At 62.2% G+C, this 18,829-nt stretch carries 16 protein-coding genes and 2 pseudogenes; 7 read left to right on the top strand and 11 right to left on the bottom strand.

Annotated elements, in window-relative coordinates; genetic code table 11:
• Positions 1 to 59: 59 nt before the first annotated feature.
• The gene (locus NKH28_RS22105; protein WP_352980418.1) at positions 60 to 803 is read right to left on the bottom strand and encodes a sensor histidine kinase; all 744 of its coding nucleotides are present in this window, start codon (positions 801 to 803) and stop codon (positions 60 to 62) included.
• A 406-nt stretch (positions 804 to 1,209) separates the two neighbouring features.
• Here NKH28_RS22105 and NKH28_RS22100 point away from each other — a divergent pair, with 406 nt between their 5' ends.
• The gene (locus NKH28_RS22100) at positions 1,210 to 1,515 is read left to right on the top strand and encodes a hypothetical protein (protein WP_352980417.1); all 306 of its coding nucleotides are present in this window, start codon (positions 1,210 to 1,212) and stop codon (positions 1,513 to 1,515) included.
• 346 nt (positions 1,516 to 1,861) lie between these two features.
• Here NKH28_RS22100 and NKH28_RS22095 read toward each other — a convergent pair whose 3' ends face one another.
• The 5 genes from NKH28_RS22095 to NKH28_RS22075 form a co-directional block, all read right to left on the bottom strand.
• Positions 1,862 to 3,376 (bottom strand): cyclic nucleotide-binding domain-containing protein, encoded by a 1,515-nt coding sequence (locus NKH28_RS22095; RefSeq protein WP_352980466.1) that lies wholly within the window; start codon positions 3,374 to 3,376, stop codon positions 1,862 to 1,864.
• A gap of 274 nt (positions 3,377 to 3,650) precedes the next feature.
• Positions 3,651 to 4,634: an HlyD family secretion protein gene (locus NKH28_RS22090; RefSeq protein ID WP_352980416.1), complete on the bottom strand. Its 984-nt coding sequence runs from the start codon at positions 4,632 to 4,634 to the stop codon at positions 3,651 to 3,653.
• Positions 4,624 to 6,966: an ABC transporter permease gene (locus tag NKH28_RS22085; protein WP_352980415.1), complete on the bottom strand. Its 2,343-nt coding sequence runs from the start codon at positions 6,964 to 6,966 to the stop codon at positions 4,624 to 4,626. The genes NKH28_RS22090 and NKH28_RS22085 overlap by 11 nt, the downstream gene beginning before the upstream one ends.
• Entirely contained in the window at positions 6,966 to 7,937 is a 972-nt protein-coding gene (locus NKH28_RS22080; protein ID WP_352980414.1) for an HlyD family secretion protein, read from the bottom strand. The genes NKH28_RS22085 and NKH28_RS22080 overlap by 1 nt, the downstream gene beginning before the upstream one ends.
• Before the next feature lie 284 nt (positions 7,938 to 8,221).
• Positions 8,222 to 9,415 carry a patatin-like phospholipase family protein gene (locus NKH28_RS22075; protein ID WP_352980413.1) on the bottom strand — a complete coding sequence of 398 codons (1,194 nt, stop codon included), beginning with the start codon at positions 9,413 to 9,415 and terminating at the stop codon, positions 8,222 to 8,224.
• Positions 9,416 to 9,946: 531 nt separating this feature from the next.
• Between NKH28_RS22075 and NKH28_RS22070 the strand changes: the two genes are divergently transcribed.
• The 5 genes and pseudogenes from NKH28_RS22070 (at position 9,947) to NKH28_RS22050 (ending at position 14,160) form a co-directional block, all read left to right on the top strand.
• On the top strand, positions 9,947 to 10,600 hold the full coding sequence (locus NKH28_RS22070) for a hydrolase (RefSeq protein ID WP_352980412.1): 654 nt from the start codon (positions 9,947 to 9,949) through the stop codon (positions 10,598 to 10,600).
• Positions 10,601 to 10,671: 71 nt separating this feature from the next.
• Positions 10,672 to 10,959 carry a XapX domain-containing protein gene (locus NKH28_RS22065; RefSeq protein WP_352980411.1) on the top strand — a complete coding sequence of 96 codons (288 nt, stop codon included), beginning with the start codon at positions 10,672 to 10,674 and terminating at the stop codon, positions 10,957 to 10,959.
• A 27-nt stretch (positions 10,960 to 10,986) separates the two neighbouring features.
• A complete protein-coding gene (locus tag NKH28_RS22060) occupies positions 10,987 to 12,876 on the top strand; it encodes an amidohydrolase (protein ID WP_352980410.1) in 1,890 nt (629 codons plus the stop codon).
• A 15-nt stretch (positions 12,877 to 12,891) separates the two neighbouring features.
• A pseudogene (locus tag NKH28_RS22055) lies at positions 12,892 to 13,374 on the top strand (DoxX family protein).
• 105 nt (positions 13,375 to 13,479) lie between these two features.
• Positions 13,480 to 14,160, top strand: coding sequence for a YoaK family protein (locus NKH28_RS22050; protein WP_352980409.1), 681 nt, complete (start codon positions 13,480 to 13,482; stop codon positions 14,158 to 14,160).
• Between the two features lie 151 nt (positions 14,161 to 14,311).
• On the opposite strand, the gene NKH28_RS22045 is transcribed toward NKH28_RS22050, so the two are convergent.
• From NKH28_RS22045 to NKH28_RS22035, 3 genes and pseudogenes are all read right to left on the bottom strand, one after another.
• A complete protein-coding gene (locus NKH28_RS22045; RefSeq protein WP_352980470.1) occupies positions 14,312 to 14,830 on the bottom strand; it encodes an MFS transporter in 519 nt (172 codons plus the stop codon).
• A 52-nt stretch (positions 14,831 to 14,882) separates the two neighbouring features.
• Positions 14,883 to 15,482 (bottom strand): annotated as a pseudogene (locus NKH28_RS22040) (MFS transporter); the annotation flags it as partial.
• Between the two features lie 206 nt (positions 15,483 to 15,688).
• Positions 15,689 to 16,291: an NADPH-dependent FMN reductase gene (locus NKH28_RS22035; protein WP_352980408.1), complete on the bottom strand. Its 603-nt coding sequence runs from the start codon at positions 16,289 to 16,291 to the stop codon at positions 15,689 to 15,691.
• Positions 16,292 to 16,433: 142 nt separating this feature from the next.
• Between NKH28_RS22035 and NKH28_RS22030 the strand changes: the two genes are divergently transcribed.
• Positions 16,434 to 17,345, top strand: a complete 912-nt coding sequence (locus NKH28_RS22030; protein WP_352980407.1) for a LysR family transcriptional regulator — start codon at positions 16,434 to 16,436, stop codon at positions 17,343 to 17,345.
• A gap of 381 nt (positions 17,346 to 17,726) precedes the next feature.
• On the opposite strand, the gene NKH28_RS22025 is transcribed toward NKH28_RS22030, so the two are convergent.
• Together NKH28_RS22025 and NKH28_RS22020 are read right to left on the bottom strand one after the other, a co-directional pair.
• Positions 17,727 to 18,320, bottom strand: coding sequence for a type II toxin-antitoxin system VapC family toxin (locus NKH28_RS22025; protein ID WP_352980406.1), 594 nt, complete (start codon positions 18,318 to 18,320; stop codon positions 17,727 to 17,729).
• A complete protein-coding gene (locus NKH28_RS22020; RefSeq protein WP_352578990.1) occupies positions 18,310 to 18,606 on the bottom strand; it encodes a hypothetical protein in 297 nt (98 codons plus the stop codon). Before NKH28_RS22020 ends, NKH28_RS22025 begins: the two co-directional genes overlap by 11 nt.
• Positions 18,607 to 18,829: the final 223 nt, after the last annotated feature.

Here is an 18,829-nt window from a genome sequence, read left to right as displayed (position 1 = left end):
CCTGCTTGTACCGACGTGTCGCGAGCGGAATGATTTTGCGGCGTTCGGATGGTGGCAATTCACGTCACCGGCAGCCACAGATCGACGGTCGTGCCGCGATGAGGCGCGCTGACGATCGACAGCCCGCCGCCCTGACGTTCCATGACCTGCCGGACGGTGGCCAGACCGAGGCCGGTTCCATTTGTCTTGGTTGAGAAATGAGGCTCCCCCGCCATTTCCAGCGTGGCCTCATCCATTCCGCTGCCGGTGTCGGCGACGGTCAGGCGGATCATCGAGTTGCCGCCGCGCACCGGACCGGCGGGATAGCAGTCCTGTGCAACCGCGATGGTCACACGCCCGCCTTCCAGCATCGCGTCACGCGCATTCAAAACGAGATTGAACAACACTCGGTCGATCAGTTGCTGGTCGATGAAGGCCTTGGGGAGATTTTCGGCGATGTCGAGATCAAGACGAATGCGTCCCGACAACAAGCTTGCAAGCGGCGCCTGAAGCCGTCGCAGAAGGCTGCCGACATCGACCGCGGCAAGCTTGACCGGTTGGGGGCTCGCAAAATCCACAAGTTGCCGTGCGAGTGTCTTGGCGCGGAAGGCACAGTAGATCGCGCCGTCAATCCTTTTCAGCTGCCGCCCCGTTCCCGCCCCGCGACCTTGCATCTCCTCCAGGACCGACACGATCGGCGTCAGCAATATATTGAAATCGTGAACGATGGAGGCAAGCAACATGCGCGGATCGGGAACTGCAGCCAGGCAAATATCATCGTCAGCGACGCGCTGTCCCGATGTCATGTTGAAATTGTCGGCCATGGCTTCTCTCCATCGAGAGCGTCGGAAAGTCTGGTTTCCCTGAGCTGCATCTGATCACGTCTCAAGAGTCGGAGCTTGTACGCAGCATCCGATCCTTTGACGTTTCTCGCGGGATCTTCCCGGCCGTCGGGCAAGCCCGGCAATGCTCCGGTGGCATCGGCGTCACAATCGACATGCCGACGGGGTCGGTCACCGTTTCGGCAACCGCATGTCGGGCCGCCAAAATCCTTCAGCGCCACGCTATCGCTGTTGGAGCATGAACATGCAGCCGACGCAAAGCCGATACAATCAAATCGAGTTGGTGCCAGTAAGCTCCTGGCAAAGGCGATCAGCGACCGAAGCCCGAAAGGAACGACGTCGGGGCATCGAAAAACTCACCATCGAAATCAGATCAAGGAGACCATCTATGAAGACGATCGCGACGCTTGTTGTCATGAGCGTTCTTGCCACGCACGCGGCAGCGACCGAGCGGCACGACACTTTGCAGATGTCGTGCAATGCGATCGGCTCTGCCCTTGAACTGGAGCAAAGTTCCATTCTTCGACACCCGTCGTCACGCGTGGAGAACCTGATGCTTTCCGACCTGTATGTGCGTGATCGTGAGTCCTGCGGTCCCGATCAGACAGCTGTGCCGGCGTGGGTTCTTGCCGAGGGTGGCCCATGCAGCGTCTACCGATGCGCAACGGTCACCAAGACATTCAAGCGCCTCTGAAGCGCCCCGCGAACATGCCGGCGCAGCTGAACGCCGCCGGCGGCGTGGCGCACGTCACCTCGCGCCCGGTCGACTGATGCTGATCAACAGGGCGGATATCGCGCGTGCAGGCAGGTGTCACGACGCCTTGGCTATCACGTGCAGTTTCTGGTTCACGCTGAGCCTGCCCGGGTGAATGTCCCGCTCGCGCCGACCGGTGAAGCGATTCCTGATGACCGCGGCGATCGCGGTCGGCCTGTCGTTGGCGCTCGCCTCCCCGTTCGTGACCTCCACCCCGCAATCAACCGATCCGACCGGAGCTGCGCGATAGTTCTTTCGCGCCGTGATCGCGATTGGTCCCGTAAGGTCACAGCTTGAACAGCTGCCTGATGCGCGCCCGCAAGGGCGGTATCGTCGACGCGGCGTTGGCTCCGTTGCCTCGGCCGAGCCGAAGCTGCTCCGACGCGTTCCTCTTCGCGAGGAGCAAGGCCAGTTCATCGGCGATCGCGGGGCGATCCCGCAACAACGGCGCGAGGCCCTCCTGTGTGATCTCATAGACGACCACCAAGGTAAGAGCCTTGACGCTGCCTAATTCGCCGGCTTCCGTCAGAAGACCGCCTTCACCGAGGCAGTCACCGGGCGCAAGACGCCCCAGTACCATCTCGCTTGCGCCGTCGCGCCGGTTGACGGTCACAACGCCGCTGCGCACGATCATCAGCGACTTCAGCACCTCACCTTGCTCCGCCAGGGTCTCCCCCTTCCGGAACGTCCGGCGCGTCATCGTCGAAGCGAGCGTTTCCTTCTCGTCCTCGGTCAGCGGGGCAAACAGCGGGATCGCGTCCAGAAGCCGCCTCGGTGTCGTGTGGAAGCCGAACGGCATCTCGACCTCATTCGGGTTTGGGGATTGAGGGCCAATAGATCCCAAAGGCGCGGCAAGACTGAGTCCGGCCGCCTTTGCGTGGCGGAAGATCAGGTCGAAGATCTCGCTCTTTGCCTTGCCGGCAAGTGCCCTGTCGGCGACCCTGAAGGTAAGCTCCAGCTCCACCGCGCCTCCATCCAGCGACACTGTTTGGACGCTCGGCTCCGGTTGCGCCAATATCGAATTGCTGCTCAGGAGAACCGCGCGCATCACGTCAGCCATCGTCGACGGTGCGGTGCTCGACCGAAAACGGACCGTGAGCGTGACGCCATGGCTCCGCTCGGGACTGCTGAGATTGGTGAGTCTTGCTTTCGCCAGGTCGCTGTTAGGGACAACCACCAGGTCGTTTGCACCCGTTAGAAGGTGCGTGGCCCGCCAGTTCGTCTCGACCACCGCGCCTTCGATGCCGTTGCCCAGCACAAGCCAGTCGCCGATCCCGTAGGGCTTGGCAAGATTGAGCGCTATGCCCGAGAAGACGTCGCCCAGAGTGCTCTGCAGGGCAAGGCCAAGTACAATGGCGACCGCGCCGGATGTGGCGATCAGCGTTCCGACCGGAGCGTTGAAGACGTAGGCGATAATCGACAGGACCGCTGCCACATAGATGATGCCGACAACAAGATCCTGAAGAAGCCGCCCTTCACGGGGCTTTTGTTCGAGGATGAGAAAGACGCGGACAACGCCGATCAGCGACCATGCGGCATTGATCCACCAGATCACCTTGACGATATCAAGGAATACCCGCTCCAGCGTAGAGACATCGGTCGGACCGACCGCGTACGGGAGGATTCCGTGATAGAGCAGCAGCGCCGTAAGCGCCAAAAAGAATGCCAGCTGACCGACCAGGCGCAGCGTTGGTCGGCCGCGAAGCAGAATGCCCGTGACCAGCGCGCCGCTCGCCGCGACCATACCGGTTTGAACGATGGGATCGGCAATAACGTTGGATAGATGTGCGTAATCAACCATGGGATTGGGAACCACATATTGTTCAACGATAAGGGACCTCGGTGCGAAAGTCCTGCTATGCAGGCTTGCCACGAGGTCGGCGGTGGCGGCTGAGACTGCCGCTCGAATTGGACTGGAAGTCATTTTGCGGGCAGTGAAGAATTGCTTGTTGAAGAAGACGATCGCATGCGCCAGGCGCCCGCGGATTATGGCCCTCCTGACCTTGGCGCAAAAGCCGACGGCAGCTTTGCCGGTCTTCCTGCCGCGGCCACACCAAACTCATCCGACGAACCCTTCAAGTCCCAGGTTGCGTGCTGAGCCAGACGGTCATGCCGGGTTCCAGCCCTTCGGTACTGCCGTTTGGCTCAAGGCGGAGACGAAAGGAATTGAGATCGTGATCGCCGACGGCGCGGGCCGCGCGCCAGGTTGCGAATTCCCCCAATGGACGCAGTTCCGTCACACGAGCATCGATCTGGCGCCCGTCCTGCACCGTCAGCACCAGCGTTTTGCCGAGCGTTATGTCGTGCAGATCGTCTTCACGCAGCGTGAAAGCGAACCAGGCCTGACCATCCGCCTCCATCGTCATCACCGGCTTTCCCGGGCCGATGATCTCACCTGGCTCGGCAACGCGGATGCCTATTGTGCCGTCCGCCGGTGCGATGAGTCTGGTCTTGTCCAACTGGACCTGAATATCCCTGACTGTCGCCTCGGCCAGCGCCACCTGGGCATCGGCGAGAGCACGCTCCTCGGCGGTGGGACCGGCGCTCGCTTCTGCAGCTTGCGCCTGTTTGAGATCGAGGTCGGCCTTCGCCTTTGCAAGCGAGGCCGAACTCGTGTCGAGCGTTTGTTTGCTGGCGAAGTCCTTGCCGGCAAGTGCCGAGGCGCGGTCATACTGTTGCTGGGCGAGTACAAAGTTGGCCTGGGATGTCTGAATGGCCTGGTTGGCGATTGCCACCTCTTCCGGCCGCACTCCCGAATAGACGTTATCCCGCTGTGCCTTGGCGCTCGCCGCGGCGGCTTTGGCTTCACCGGCAGCTGCCGTCAGTTCCGGATTGTCGAGCACGGCAAGAAGATCGCCCTGATGGACATGCTGGCCCGCAATGACAGCCACCGTCGCCAGTCGCCCCGTAGCGTCGGGGGCGACGCGAATCTCGGTCTGCCGAACCATGCCGGCGATCGGCGGCTTTGCCTGCTCTGCCGAGGCTTCGCAAACGAAGCAGATTATCGCACCTGCCGCGGCCAGCGCGACTGCCGAACCATATCGCGACCTAACGAGCATCGGACACCCTCCAGCCCATGGTGATTCTGGCCGAGGCGATAGCAAGGATCGCGTAGACGCCGGTCAGCACCCACAGCCACATCCAGTCTTTCGAGACATCAGTCACCGTCGCTCCCATCTGGTTGATCCGCACCAGGCCGTCGATCCCGAAGGTGCTGGGAAGGATGAAGCTGGCGGTGCGAAGTATTGGCGGGATTGCTTCCAGCGGCCATGCAACGCCGACCAGGAAGAAGATCGGAAGACTGATGGCAATGAGCAGGAGAACCGAGGTTTCGCGCCGCTTGAACCAACTGCCGACGAACTGGCCGAGCAGGCTGACCGAGAGGATATAGGGAATGGCCAGGACGATCAGGTCGAGCACATGATCGCTTGCCGAGAAACCGTAGACCCTCGACAACACGACGAGGAACAGAGCGTAGCCTGGCAATGCAAGCAGCAGGTGGGCGAGACTTTGACCAATCACCGCCGACACGGTGCCACGACGGCGGCGCGCATCGTGGCCGCCCTGCTCGTAGGCCACCCCACCCAGCGTCGCCGACCCCATCAGCAGCGTCTGCTGCAGGATCAACAGGAAAGCAGCCGGAACGACGTAGCTGCCATAGCCGCCGGTGGGGTTGAAAAGGGGCTGGTTCAAAATCTCCACGGGCGAGCTTTTCGCGAGCGCCGCCCGGTAGAGGCTTCCATCCGGCCGGGCGCTGCGCGCCGCGAGCTCCGCTGTGACTGCGCCCACACCTTCCTGAATGCCCTGCAGCGTGCGGCTGTAGAGCAGGAAATAGGTTGAATCGACATAGGCAGGCAGCCTTGCCTGATCGCCCTTCAGTATCTCGCGCTCGGTTCCGGCCGGAATGCTCAATATGCCGAACACTTCGCGGCGAGCGAGTGCGGCCTGTGCTTCTGCCAATGTCGTCGGTCGAAGCACCACCTTCACCGCTTCGTCGGCATTGACAGCCTGTATGATCGTGCGACTGACATCGGAGGAATCATCATCCACGACGGCAATGGGGATGCTCTTGATAAGTTGGCCGAGATAGGGTTGCGGGTAGAATAGGCCGTAGATGATCGGCGCCAGAACGATGAGGCTGAAGGCGCTGCGGTTACGTATGATCCGGCCATATTCGTTCGTGAATGCTCGAACAATGCCGATCCTTCCTCTAGCGCTGTCTTGTTCAGGGGTTCCAACCGGCTCTGGCCGCGGATGCCGAGCAACAGATCGCAACCTCAGCCAGGCCAGACCGAAATAGAGGACCGCCAATCCGCCCAGCATCATGAAAGGCTCGGCGGAATTCCCTGCCGGTACGCCGCGAGCCGCCTGGTCGAACAGGATCTGGATGTACCAGCGTAGCGGCAGCATCGCACCCCAGGCACGGGAGAAGCCGTTCATGGCCAGCACGGGAAAGCCGACGCCGGCAAAGCCGAATGCCGGCGAACAGATGATGCCGGTCAGGCTGAGACCAAAGGCAAGGTTCCTGACGAGAAGCTGCAGAAGCGCCCCCAACGACAGATAGGCAATGATCAGCTGGCAAGCGCCGGCGGCCACTAGCACCGGGTCGCCGCGGAAAGGTATTTCGAAGATGCCGTGAATGGTCCCCAGCCCAACAGCCATCATGACGAGGAAGATGCCGAAATAAGGTGCCAGCTTGCCGACGAGCGCGATGAGCATGCTATCGCCGGCCGTCGCCAGCCATTCCCGCATGTTGCGCGACCCGAACTCGGAGCCGACCGCATAGCCGGCGGAAATTGCGGTCACGATGTGGAGCACGGTCGGCAGGATGGCGCGCAAAAGGAACTGCGCGTAGTTCAGGGCGGGATTGGTCAGAACGTATTGCTCGACGGCAAGCGGACCCGGCGCGAAGGCGGCGCTGCGTGGCCCTGCCGGCAGGTCGGCAATTGCTGCCGATATCGCCGCCTGCAGCGAATTCGAGGCGACGTTGCCGGGGGTGAAGAACTGCTTGTTGAAGAAGATCACGACCTGCGGCCGGCGCCCCGCCGCGATATCGCGTTCGAGATTCTGTGGGACATAGACCGCTGCAATGGCCTCGCCGGAGCGGACGGCATGCATGGCTCCGTTAAGATCGGAGGAACGTCTCGCAAGATTGACGCCCGGTGCCGAGTTGATCGCCTGCACAAAGGTTTCGGACGTTCTCGACCTGTCCTGATCGACCACGTCGACCCGCAGATCACGGATGACGGCATTGCTGAACGTGGCGGCAAGGATCGCAAAGGCAATCAACGGGATACCGACAACGAGAAGCAGGGCGACCTTGTCGCGCCAGATCCAGATCACCTCGCGGCGAGCGACATCGACAATGCCGAAACGACGCCCGCTGGCCATCAGTGCACCCCGTTCCAATCGGCGTAGGCGCTCATGCCAGGCCTGAGGATGGGGAGCTTGTCGACCGGATAGGCCCGCACCTCGAAGGTCCTGAGATCGAAGTCGCCAGTCGCACGCGTTGCGCGCCACCCGGCATACTCGCCGCGGGTGGCAATCGTCCGCACCTCGACGGTTATGGGCATGTCACCAAGTGCAGGGATTTTGACCGTGAACCTGTCTCCTATTTTCAGACCCTTCACCAAGTCCTCACGGAGATCGAAATGCACCCAGACGTCGCTGAGGTCGACCAGCGAGAGCAATGGCACACCAGGCGAGACATATTCGCCAACCTCCGCGCCGAGCTGATAGACCTGCGCTGCAATCGGCGCCTTGACGGTCATCTCGTCGACCTGTGCCTGCAGGGTCGCGATCGCGGCCTCGGCCTTGGCGACCGCGGCCTGTGCCACGCCGCGTTCCTCGGCTGTGTAGCCAGCGACAGCTTCCTGATAGGCGAGCTTTGCCTGTTCCGAGGTTCGCGTCGCCACGTCCAGCGAAGCGGTCGCCTCGTCGAGCTTCGCGACCGACTCGAAGCCGCCCTGGGTGACCTGCTTGACGCGGTCGTAAGTCTGCTGGGCAAGCGTCAAGCTGGCCTGCGCCGAGGCGACCTCGGCCTTGCGTTCCGCCACCACTTCGGCGCGCGTACCGATCTGGATGCGCGTGAAGTCCGCCTGGGCGACGATCCTTGCTGCCTTCGCCTCGTTGAGCTTCGTCAACAGCTCCGGATTATCTATCGCCACCAGCAGTTGCCCGGCCGTGATGTTGTCGCCGCGCGACACCGGTCGCTGCCCTACCCTGCCGTCGATACGAGCCGCAATGTCAATGCGCGTGGCATCGGCCTCGCCTTGCACCAGGAGCGGCTGCGGCCGAACGAGATACCACAATGACAAACCAACGATCGCCAGCACGCTGAGCACGACGATGGCCGCCGCCATTTTCGAGGTTCTGGGCGGCTCAGCCGCAGCGGGCTCGACTGATGCGGGCGCTAGGCGATCCGGCAATTCATCCCGTGTCGCATTCGCACCGACCGCTGCGACGCTCCCCCGCAGCGACTCGTCAGTCGAAACTGATGTCTTGCTCATCGGGTCACGCGACATATCCGGCACCGTATGTCTCCCTTTGGTCTGGACAATGCCTGATGGCGATTGTCATCTTGTCTCGACCTGCTCTTCCAATGAGTTTGCGCTCTTGTCGGAGGCTTTCGAAAGCTGCCGACGCATCACCGCCCTTCATCGGAAGGCTCATCAAATCCAGGCGGCGTCTTTTTCCACGACACACCGTCATGGCCCATTTCATAGCCCTTCGCGTACAGCGCGCGCATGAACCTGTTGTCGAACGGGCTCTTCGCCTCCACCGTGAAGTCCGCCGGGATGTCTATGGCGTTGAAGTCGATCCCGTCGCGTTCGGCGATTGCGTAGAGCCGGTAAAGGTCGCCAATGGCTTGCGTCTTGATCAGCGACGACACCGCCTTCTCGGCGATATCCGGCAGGGTGGCCTTGACCGAGCTGTACTCCGGCGTGGTTCGACCATTGCGGATCACGTACAGCCGCGCCTTGACCCTGGTGTGGAAGGTCTTGTCGAGTTCGCCGAGCGTCAGGCCGGCAGGCATGAGGAAAACCTCGTTGGCGGTGCCGCCGTCGACGTGCATCTCGTGATAGGTCCTGCCGCCTGCAGCCACTTCCAGGTCGACTGGTGGAAAGATGCCTGGAATGGATGTTGAGGCGAGGATGACCTGGTTGAACAGTTTCCTGCGATCCGGCCGCCCGCTTGCCGCGATGGCTCCCATATCCCAGATGACTGCCCGGTCTGCATCGAGATTGGTCGTTCCGACAAACAGGCGGCGCCCCTTGGAATACTCGCTGGCAATCTTGGCCAGCATGGCGTCGGTGATGTGTTCATCGAGCATCTTGGCAAGCGGCGCGTTGCTGGTGAACGAACCGCTGGAGAGTGCTCCGAGAAGACTGTGTCTGGTGTAGATGTTGGCGTCGGTGACCTCGGTGAACCCTGCCTTGAGTTGGTCGTCATAGGCCGGACCAAGAAAGGCAAAGGGCGCGATCAGCGCGCCGGCGCTGATCCCGGTGACGATATCGAATTTTGGTCTGGTTCCAGCCTTGGCCCAGCCGGCAAGAATGCCGGCTCCGAAGGCACCGCTGCTGCCACCGCCCGACAGTGTAAGGGCGTTCAGTGCTCTGACATTGATGGACGGATCGCCCTTCGACGCCTTCAGCCTCTCATCGTGGAATCGGACAAGTCGTGCGGCCGGATAGCTGGCATAGGAATCGCCCCAGATCCGGATGTCGCGCTGGTAGCCGGGCGGCTCGGCGGCCGACGCCAATTGCTGTGGGACGCTGTCGCGGGGGGCGGCCGCAATGCATCCTATGAGCTGGCTTGCGCACAGGCCAAGCGCAATCATGCTGGCCCCTGCCCTTCGGGAGCGATTGACGAGGTTGCTGCCGCGCTGAAGGATGCGCATGGCGACGGGAGAACATGCAGTCGTGCGGCGAGAGAAGGACCGGGACCAGCTGCCTTCCGGTGACCATGAGGTCCGGACTGTCGTCATTGACCTTTCCTCATTCAAGCTAACGCGTAGCGAGAGAGGCTGGCAGCAGACTGCTCCTCAACCGTCTCGACACTTCTGCTCACGAAGCATCCTTCGACCACAGGCCGGTGTCCGGGGCTTGTACAATGCGCTGGGTTTTTTGACGTCTCATGCATGATCGATATCGGAACTCACGCCGTCCGACGTAGCCGCCGGTAATCCCGCGATAACTGTCAAAAGCGCGGACACTTCCTACAAGCCCTGAATTTCAGCGCGTGGTCAGGTGCGAACCACGGAAACGAGGCCTCCCGACCGACCCTCTCGATAGCGCGCTGCGTGCAGGTACACGCACTCGCCGGTCAAGGCTCCGCACCGAACATCAATCCATTGCAAACGAGGACGACCATGCCGACAAATGCCACTCCTACACCCGGTTCCGAGCTGATTTCGCCGAAGGACCACACGCTGATCATGATCGACTTCCAGCCGCAAATGTCCTTTGCCACCAAGTCGATCGATGCCGTCCTGTTACGCAACAACGCCGCGCTGGTCGCCCATGCCGCCGCCGGCTTCGGCGTTTCGACCATCCTCACCACCGTCGCCGAGAAGACGTTCTCGGGACCGATGTTCGACGAGATCACAGCCGCCTTCCCCGGCCAGCCGCTGCTCGACCGCACCTCCATGAACACCTGGGAGGACGCCGCCGTCATCAGCCAGGTCAATGCGATCGGCAAGAAGCGCCTCGTCCTGTGCGGTTTGTGGACCAGTGTCTGCATCGTCGGCCCATCGCTTTCCGCGCTCGATCAGGGCTTCGAAGTCTATGTGATTGCGGACGCATGCGGTGACGTCTCCGACGAAGCGCATGAGCGCGCCATGCAACGGATGATCCAGGCCGGCGTGCGGCCGATGACATCGCTGCAATATCTGCTGGAGCTGCAGCGCGACTGGGCGCGCGGCGATACCTACGAGCTGACGACGGGAACCGCCAAAAAGTTCGGCGGCGCCTACGGCCTCGGCGTCATTTACGCCAAGACCATGCTCGGCGCGCATGAGGGCTGAACCGTCCGCAGTGGCGCTGGCGAAGTCGCCGGCGCCGCCAGGCAATCCCTTCCATTCGCCCGGAGCGCCACATGAAACCCTATCTCATCTCGCTTGCCGCTGGCCTGCTCGTGGGCGTCATCTATGGACTGTTGAATGTCCGCTCCCCGGCCCCGCCGATCATCGCGCTCGTCGGCCTTCTTAGCATCCTCGTCGGCGAGCAGATTCCGCCGCTCGTCAAGAATATGTGGCGCAGCCAACCGGCAGCACTTTCATGGCTGCATCAGGTGCGCCCGCATGTATTCGGGCATTTGCCGCAAGGCGGCATGCCATCCGAAGCGTCGGAAGCCCGGCGCGCAGACAAGAGCACACAGGGTTGAATTCCAACATCTGCGAGGCAGCGAACCATGGTTGAAGACACCATCGCCGACCTGATCCTGCATCATGGGCTGATCACCACGCTTGACCGTTCCAACCCGACTGCGAGCGCCGTCGCCATCAAGGATGGCAAGATCCTGGCTGTCGGCCACGACCAGGACATCATGGCATTGGCTGGCGCCGGCACCAAGATTGTCGACCTCAAGGGCAAGCGCGTGCTGCCCGGGCTGATCGACAACCATACCCACGTCGTCCGCGGTGGGCTGAACTTCAACATGGAACTGCGCTGGGACGGTGTCCGCTCGCTGGCCGACGCCATGGCGATGCTGAAGCGGCAGGTCGATATCACCCCGCCGCCGCAGTGGGTGCGGGTCATCGGCGGCTTCACCGAGCATCAGTTCGCCGAAAAACGCCTGCCGACCATCGAGGAACTCAACGCCGTCGCCCCCGACACGCCGGTGTTCATTCTCCATCTTTACGATCGCGCTTTGCTCAACGCCGCAGCACTGCGCGCCGTCGGCTACACCAAGGACACGCCGAATCCACCCGGCGGCGAGATCGCACGCGACGCGACCGGCAATCCGACCGGCCTCCTGCTTGCCAAGCCGAACGCCGGCATCCTCTATGCGACGCTTGCCAGAGGTCCGAAGCTGCCCTTCGACTACCAGGTCAATTCCACCCGTCATTTCATGCGCGAACTCAACCGTCTCGGCGTGACCGGCGTCATCGACGCAGGCGGCGGCTTCCAGAACTATCCAGAGGACTACGCGGTCATCCAGAAGCTTGCCGACGACGGCCTCATGACGGTGCGGCTTGCCTACAATTTGTTTACGCAGAAGCCGAAGGAGGAGAAGGACGACTTCATCAAATGGACTGCCTCGGTCAAATACAAACAGGGGTCGGACTATTTCCGCCACAACGGCGCCGGCGAAATGCTCGTCTTCTCGGCCGCCGATTTCGAGGATTTCCGCGAGCCGCGTCCAGACATGCCGCCGGACATGGAAGGCGACCTCGAAGACGTCATCCGCATCCTTGCGCAGAACCGTTGGCCCTGGCGGCTGCACGCCACCTATGACGAGACCATCAGCCGGGCGCTCGACGTCTTCGAGAAGGTCAACCAGGATGTTCCGCTCGAGGGCCTGAACTGGTTCTTCGACCACGCCGAGACGATTTCGGACCAATCGATCGACCGGGTCGCGGCGCTGGGTGGCGGCATCGCCGTCCAGCATCGCATGGCCTACCAGGGCGAATATTTCGTCGAACGCTACGGCCTGGGTGCTGCCGAGGCGACACCGCCGATTGCAAAGATGCTGGAGCACGGTGTGCGCGTTTCGGCCGGCACCGATGCCACTCGCGTCGCCTCCTACAATCCATGGGTCTCGCTCGCCTGGATGATCACAGGGCGCACGGTCGGCGGCATGCCGATCTACCCGCGCCGCAACTGCCTCGACCGCGAGACGGCGCTTCGCATGTGGACCGAGAATGTCACCTGGTTTTCGAACGACGAAGGCACGAGAGGCCGGATCGAAAAAGGCCAACTCGCCGACCTCATCGTTCCCGACAAGGACTTCTTCGCCTGTACCGAAGACGAGATCTCCTTTCTCACCTCCGAACTCACCCTTGTCGGCGGCAAGGTGGTCTACGGCGCGGGTGATTTCGCCAATCTCGACGAGAGCGCCGTTCCGCCCGCAATGCCGGACTGGTCACCGGTCCGCGTCTTCGGCGGCTATGGCGCCTGGGGCGAAGTTGACAGAGCCGGGCGCCATGCGCTGCGAAGAACCGCGATCACCTCCTGCGGCTGTTCGTCCGCCTGCGGCGTGCACGGTCACGACCATGCCGGCGCCTGGACCTCGAAGCTGCCGGTGTCCGACATCAAGGGTTTTTTCGGTGTGCTCGGCTGCAGTTGCTGGGCTGTCTGATCAGGGGAGCCGCCCATGAATACGAACACTGTCTTCCCGGGACAAAGTCTCGCCGGCCGGCTATTCACCGCGCCTGCCGCGCGCACTCTGGCGTTGCTTGCCCTGTCTGCCGCCTACATCCAGGCGCCGATCGTCAAGCTCCTCGATTTCGGCGGCGCCATCGCCGAGATGGAACATTTCGCGCTTCTGCCGGCACCGCTTTTCGCCGCCGCCGTCATCGCCTTCGAACTGGCCATGTCGGCGCTGATTGTGACGGGATACTGGCGTTGGCTCTGAGCGCTGGCACTCGCCGTCTTCACACTTGCCGCGACATGGATCGCCCTGCGTTTCTGGGAGCTGCCGCCCGGCCCCGCACAGTCCATGGCCATGAACGCGTTCTTTGAGCACATCGGGCTTGCCGGCGCTTTTGTCTTCGTTGCCGGGAACGACCTTGCCAGCCGTCGAGGTCCTGCCAAATACGGCTCTTTTCGGAAAAGATGCGGCTCCCGACATCCATAAGGGGTAGCCAGGTGATAAGGATGGTTCGAGAACGATCATTGCCATTGCACCCGCGCCGCATTCGGAGTGAATCGCCAGAGGAATATTGCGCAAGCGGAGAGCTTCATGACCAGACCGTCGCTCGGCATACTTCTCAGTTTCAACGGCGGTTATGTCGACACGATGGGCTTCCTGGCCCTTGCCGGCCTGTTCACCGCCCATGTCACCGGAAATTTTGTGACGCTCGGCGCCGCGCTCGTCTTCGGAACGACAGGAATTATCGCGAAGCTGCTCGCATTGCCGGTCTTCTGCATCGTCGTCCTGCTCACGAGTGTGCTGTCGCTGCGCCTCAAGCTTGAAGGACGAAGAGCCATCGTCACGCTCCTGTCCCTCATGTTTGTGCTGTTCACGATTGCCGCTATCGACGCATACGTTCATGGCCCTGTCTCGAATGGCGACTCGGTGGCTGCGATAGGCATCGGGATGACTCTTGTAACGGCCATGGCAATCCAGAACGGGCTGCATCGGGCCCATCTTTCCAAGCTACCACCAACAACGCTGATGACCGGCACGACGACGCAGATCATGATCGATCTCGCCGACCTCATGTCCGGCACAGCAACCGACCACATGCGCGAGGTCAAGGAGCGCCTGAAACGCATGGCAGCCAGCCTCTTCTGCTTTGCAATTGGTTGCGCTGCCGCGGCACTGGCCTTCGTCGCCTCCCCGACTTGGTGCTTCGTCGTGCCTGTTGGCCTGGTCGCCATCAGCCTTCTGACCCAGTCCGGCGAACCGTCCGAGGCGTGAGCTCGGCAATCTCAAGGAACACGCCGCGCAAACCAAAGGACTGAGCGGTTTTCTCACCAGTCTCAGAATGGCGGGCCGGATAGCAGGTTCTTCACCACAGCGCCGCCTTGTTGACCCGTGGCGCCGGTGACGACGACGGTAAGCTTTTCGCTCATGATCCAACTCCTTGACCTAGCCGCTCAGACCCGTCCGCCTCGATATCCCTGCCCGGCTGAAAAAGCCGGCCGTGCTCAGCAAAGGCCACCACTGCCAGGGTGGCGAGGCCGCAGGCCAGAGTACCCACCAAGAGTGGAACCACTGTCCCGTCGAACGCCTGGCCGATGGCGAAGCCGACAAAGGCCCCCACGACCATGGTAATGAAGCCCTGAGCCGAGGCGGCAGAGCCGGCGATGTGACCCATGGGCTCCATCGCCAGGGCTCCGAAATTGCCCGCCATCAAGCCGAAGCAGAACATCCACAGCCCCTCCAGCACGAGGAAACTGACCAGCGTCTCGTGGCCGCTTAGACCAACCACCAGGTGGACGGCCGCGACGGCGATCGAAACCGCCAAAGCGCCCTCGCCCAGTAGCCGGGCGCCCAGCCGCGGCACCAAGAGCGCGTTCAGCAGGGACGCGATGGCGGTGAATACCGAGACCGCACCGAACCACCAGAGCGAAGTCCTCGCCAGCATGGAACGTGTCGTTGATCACCTGCGAGGCCGACGTGATGAACCCGAACAGCGCGGCGAAAGCGAGGGCGCCGGCAAGGGTGTAGCCCATGCCCTGCCGGTTGCGGATCGTCATGCCGAAGGCCGCCAGGACCTCCTTGGCGTTGATGGCCCGCCGATCTCGCGGATGCAGCGATTCCGGAAGACCCGCGCCAAGCCAAACCGCCAGCGAGAGCGCCAACAGCGCCAGCGCCGCCAACAGCCAACGCCAGGACGCAAACGCCAGCACCGACTGGCCCAGCGCCGGGGCGAAGACCGGGCTCGCCATGAAGACCAGCATGGAGATCGACATGACCTGGGCCATCCTTGGGCCATGGTAGCGGTCCCGGATCACCGAAACCGCGCCGACCCGGGCCGAAGCGATCGACACACCCTGAAGCGTGCGCGCCACAAGCAGTATTGGCAGGCTCGTCGCGACCGCCGCAAGGGCGCTGGACAGGGCGAACCCTACGAGGCCGGCGAGCAGCACGGGCTTGCGGCCATAGCGATCCATCAATGGCCCGTAGACGATCGTGCCCAAACCGATGCTCAAGCCATAGACCACAACCACCAGCTGGCTCGCGTTGGGTGAGCGGATGTCAAGATCGTGCGCAATCGTCGGGAGACTTGGCAGCATGCCGTCGAGGCCGAGGGCCCCAAGCATCATGAGCGCAGCCATCATAGCGACAAACGCGGCGAAACCACGATCGGGCGGGGATGGGGCGGTGTTTTCGGTCATGATGGCAATCTTTCCAAGAGCGTCCGCAGTCCGCTCCAGCTCGAACGAAAAGCACATGTTCGTTCGACCTGAAGCTCAAAGGCCTGTTGCGGCGGGTCAGGCGTTCAGTCGAGCGACGCCTGTGCGGACGTCGCCTGCCGCCCGGTTTGCAGCGTTCGGCTCCACCAGGACAGGTCATCCAGCAGAGCGGCCGCCGCCTGTTCGAGATGCGGATAATCCGCGAAATCCTTGCCCTGCTGCCAGATGCCAAGGAACTCGGCCATGCCGATGTTCACAGACTTGGGGACCGGCGCCATCTGAAGCTCGACGGCAACCAGGCGCAATTGCTCGATGGCCCGTGCGGCGCCGACGCCGCCATATCCGACGAAGGCTCCCGGCTTGCGATTGAATTGCTGGAAGGCATAGTCCAGCGCGTTTTTCAGCACCGCGCTGTAACCGTGATTGTATTCGGGTGTCACGAAGACGAACCCGTCGAGCTCGGCCAGCTTTGCCGCCCAACGTTCCGCGGCGGGGTCCTTTGGCGGCACCCAGGCCGGCGATGCCGGCTCATCGAAGAGCGGCATCGGGTAGTCGCGCAGGTCGACGGTCTCGAAGCTGAGATCCGTACGCCGAGCCGCAATCATGTGAAACCACGCAGCCGCACGCTCACTGAAGCGGCCCTGTCGCGTCGAGCCGATGATAATGCCGATATGCGGGTTCTTTGCCATGATGACGTTTCCATTCCGGTTGATCGAAGCAACGGGACTGGACTGCAATTCCCGCTGTCCCCGAAAGGTGGTCACCACATATTTGGTTGATTAGATGGGGATATTGGATTTAACTCCCCCATTTTTTGGAGGAATATCAACTGTGCTCGACCTCAACGACATCGGCCTGTTTGTGCAGGTTGTTCGCTTCGGCAGTTTCGCGGAGGCCGGACGTCGCCTGGGGATTCCTGCCAATACGGTCAGCCGGCGCATTCAGGAATTGGAAGAACAACTCGGCGCCCGGCTGATGCAGCGATCGACCCGGAAGCTGAAACTCACCGATGCCGGGCATGAACTCTACGGCAACAGCGCCGCGGCCGTAGACGGACTCGAACAAGCGGGAGAGGATCTGATTGCTGGCGCGCGAATACCCAGGGGGTTGATCCGTGTTGCAATGCCCGCCGACTTCTTCGACTTCTACAAGATGGAATGGGTGGCCGAATTCCTGGCCGCGCACCCGCAGGTGCGCATCGAGTTCGTCCTAGGCGACGCCACTGTCGATCTTATCGAAGAGGGCATCGATGTCGCGTTTCGAGGCACGCAGACGCGCAGTCCCAACCATGTCGTGCGCAAGATCCAAAGCCGGTCAGTCGGACTTGTTGCCAGCCCTTCCTATCTCGCTGCGCGCGGGACGCCGGCCACGCTGCAGGACCTGACCCGCCATGACTGCCTGTTTGTGCCACAGGCCAGGGATTATACGACCTGGCATCTGCAGGGCCCCGACGGGGTCGAGGAAGAAGTGACGGTCACCGGCCGCGTGATGGCGAACACCGCGCAAGCGATCCGAAAGGCGGCAATTGCAGGTCTCGGCATCGCATTGGCTCCGATCGCAGGGACGGCCGATTTCGCGGCGGGCCGACTGGTGCCGGTGCTGCCGCAATACGCGCGCCGCAATCTCTCCATGAGTGTCGTCTACCCCAGCCGGACTCATCTGCCATTGGCGGTTTCTGCATTCATCGATTCCGTCATCGGCAAAATGCGCATCGAAATAATGAGCGCACAAGGATTTCTGTAATCCGAAGCGTCAGGCCGCTTTGCAGCAATTCCATTGCCTGTGTTCCCTCCAGGTAAGGCTAGCCGCAAAACAGTGGCCTCGTAGACGCAGGCGAGAGCGGGGTGCTGCACCGCTTTGACTTCATCGCCTCAAAATTCTGCTCCCCCGGCCGGATTCTTGGTCCGACCGCGCGCCCGTCCTTGGTGCGGAAGCCGGCGTAAAGAGCTGCGCCATCAAAAGAGGCACTGACCTGGCCCAACCCAGCTTTTGTGCCATCACGAGGTCGGCCAACCACTAGCCGAGCAGCTCGGCGTCGGAACGCTCGGCAAGAACGTGCGCGACAATCGCCACAGCCGGAGGGTGGACGATCACGGTGCACGGGCATATCTGCCACAGACGCTTTCAACCCTGCGGGCGCAAGTCTGTCACCGGCCGGTAGAAGATCACACGCACCGACGGAACAAGCTGGTTGAGGTAGTCGAAATCCCGAACATTGCCGGTCAGGACCGTCGCGCCCAGCAGACCGGCCTGGTGAAAGATCAGCGCATCGTTGAGGAAGCGGCGTTCATGCCCCTCCCCTTTCGGCAGACGGCTCAGCCGGAACAGCAGACCGGCAAGCATGCCGGCGCGTCCCCAGGCTGTGGCGTCGGGTGCATGCAGCCGGCGCACTGGGATGTCTTCAATCGTGCCTGCAACCACTTTCAAGACCGACTTCGTCGTGGGGTGCACTGGCTCGAGCCGGCCGAACAGGTGGCTGAGCTCGGCAAGGCAGACGGCCGAGTGCTGACAGAGCCGATAGGTCAGAAGGTCATCGACCACTTTGGGCGTGCGGCCCTGAAGGACATCCAGATAGACGGTCGTGTCAAGAAGCAATGCACCGCCGACAGGCGGCTGGTCCCCTGCCCAGGACAGAGCGGAATCCGGCCGCCGTTCCAGCCCCCCGGCACGCCGCTGTGGTTTGAGGGAACGCAGTGCGCTCCCGAGATCAAACGCCAAGATCAATGTCTGCGGAGATGCTGCCCTTTCGGCGGACGAGCCGGGCGCCAAAATCGTCCTCGAGGGCCAGCCGCGACAAGGCGAGCTCCAGCAGCTCAGTGTCGGAGGTCACATGAGCGCGCTTCTTTGCCGCCTCGATCAATTCCGACGGCACCCTGCCGGAAAGGCGTGTGTTCTTGGCCGCGCCGAGAAGGCCGACCGCCCTCGCCTGCTCAAGCACCAGACGGTTCCGGGTGTGGGCGATCCGCTCCTCGCTTTCGGCTGCCGTTGCGCCACGTACGCTCATCCTGGATTCTCCTGTTGAACGAAACATAAGGGATGTTGAACATGAAGGCAAGGATCGGCACTGAGAAAGAGGGCCCTAGGAGGGTCAACACTGGATCGGACATGGTCCGTCGCCCGGTCATGCTATAGCACGACCCAGCGTGTGGTCGTACGCGTCCGGCGCAAATCTCGGGAGCTATTGGTCAAGCACCTCGCGGTGGACAATTGGGCGCTTTGGTCGCACG

The organism is Mesorhizobium sp. M1227, assembly GCF_040318315.1.
Classification (GTDB): domain Bacteria; phylum Pseudomonadota; class Alphaproteobacteria; order Rhizobiales; family Rhizobiaceae; genus Mesorhizobium.
This window is presented reverse-complemented; position numbering and strand designations above follow the sequence as displayed.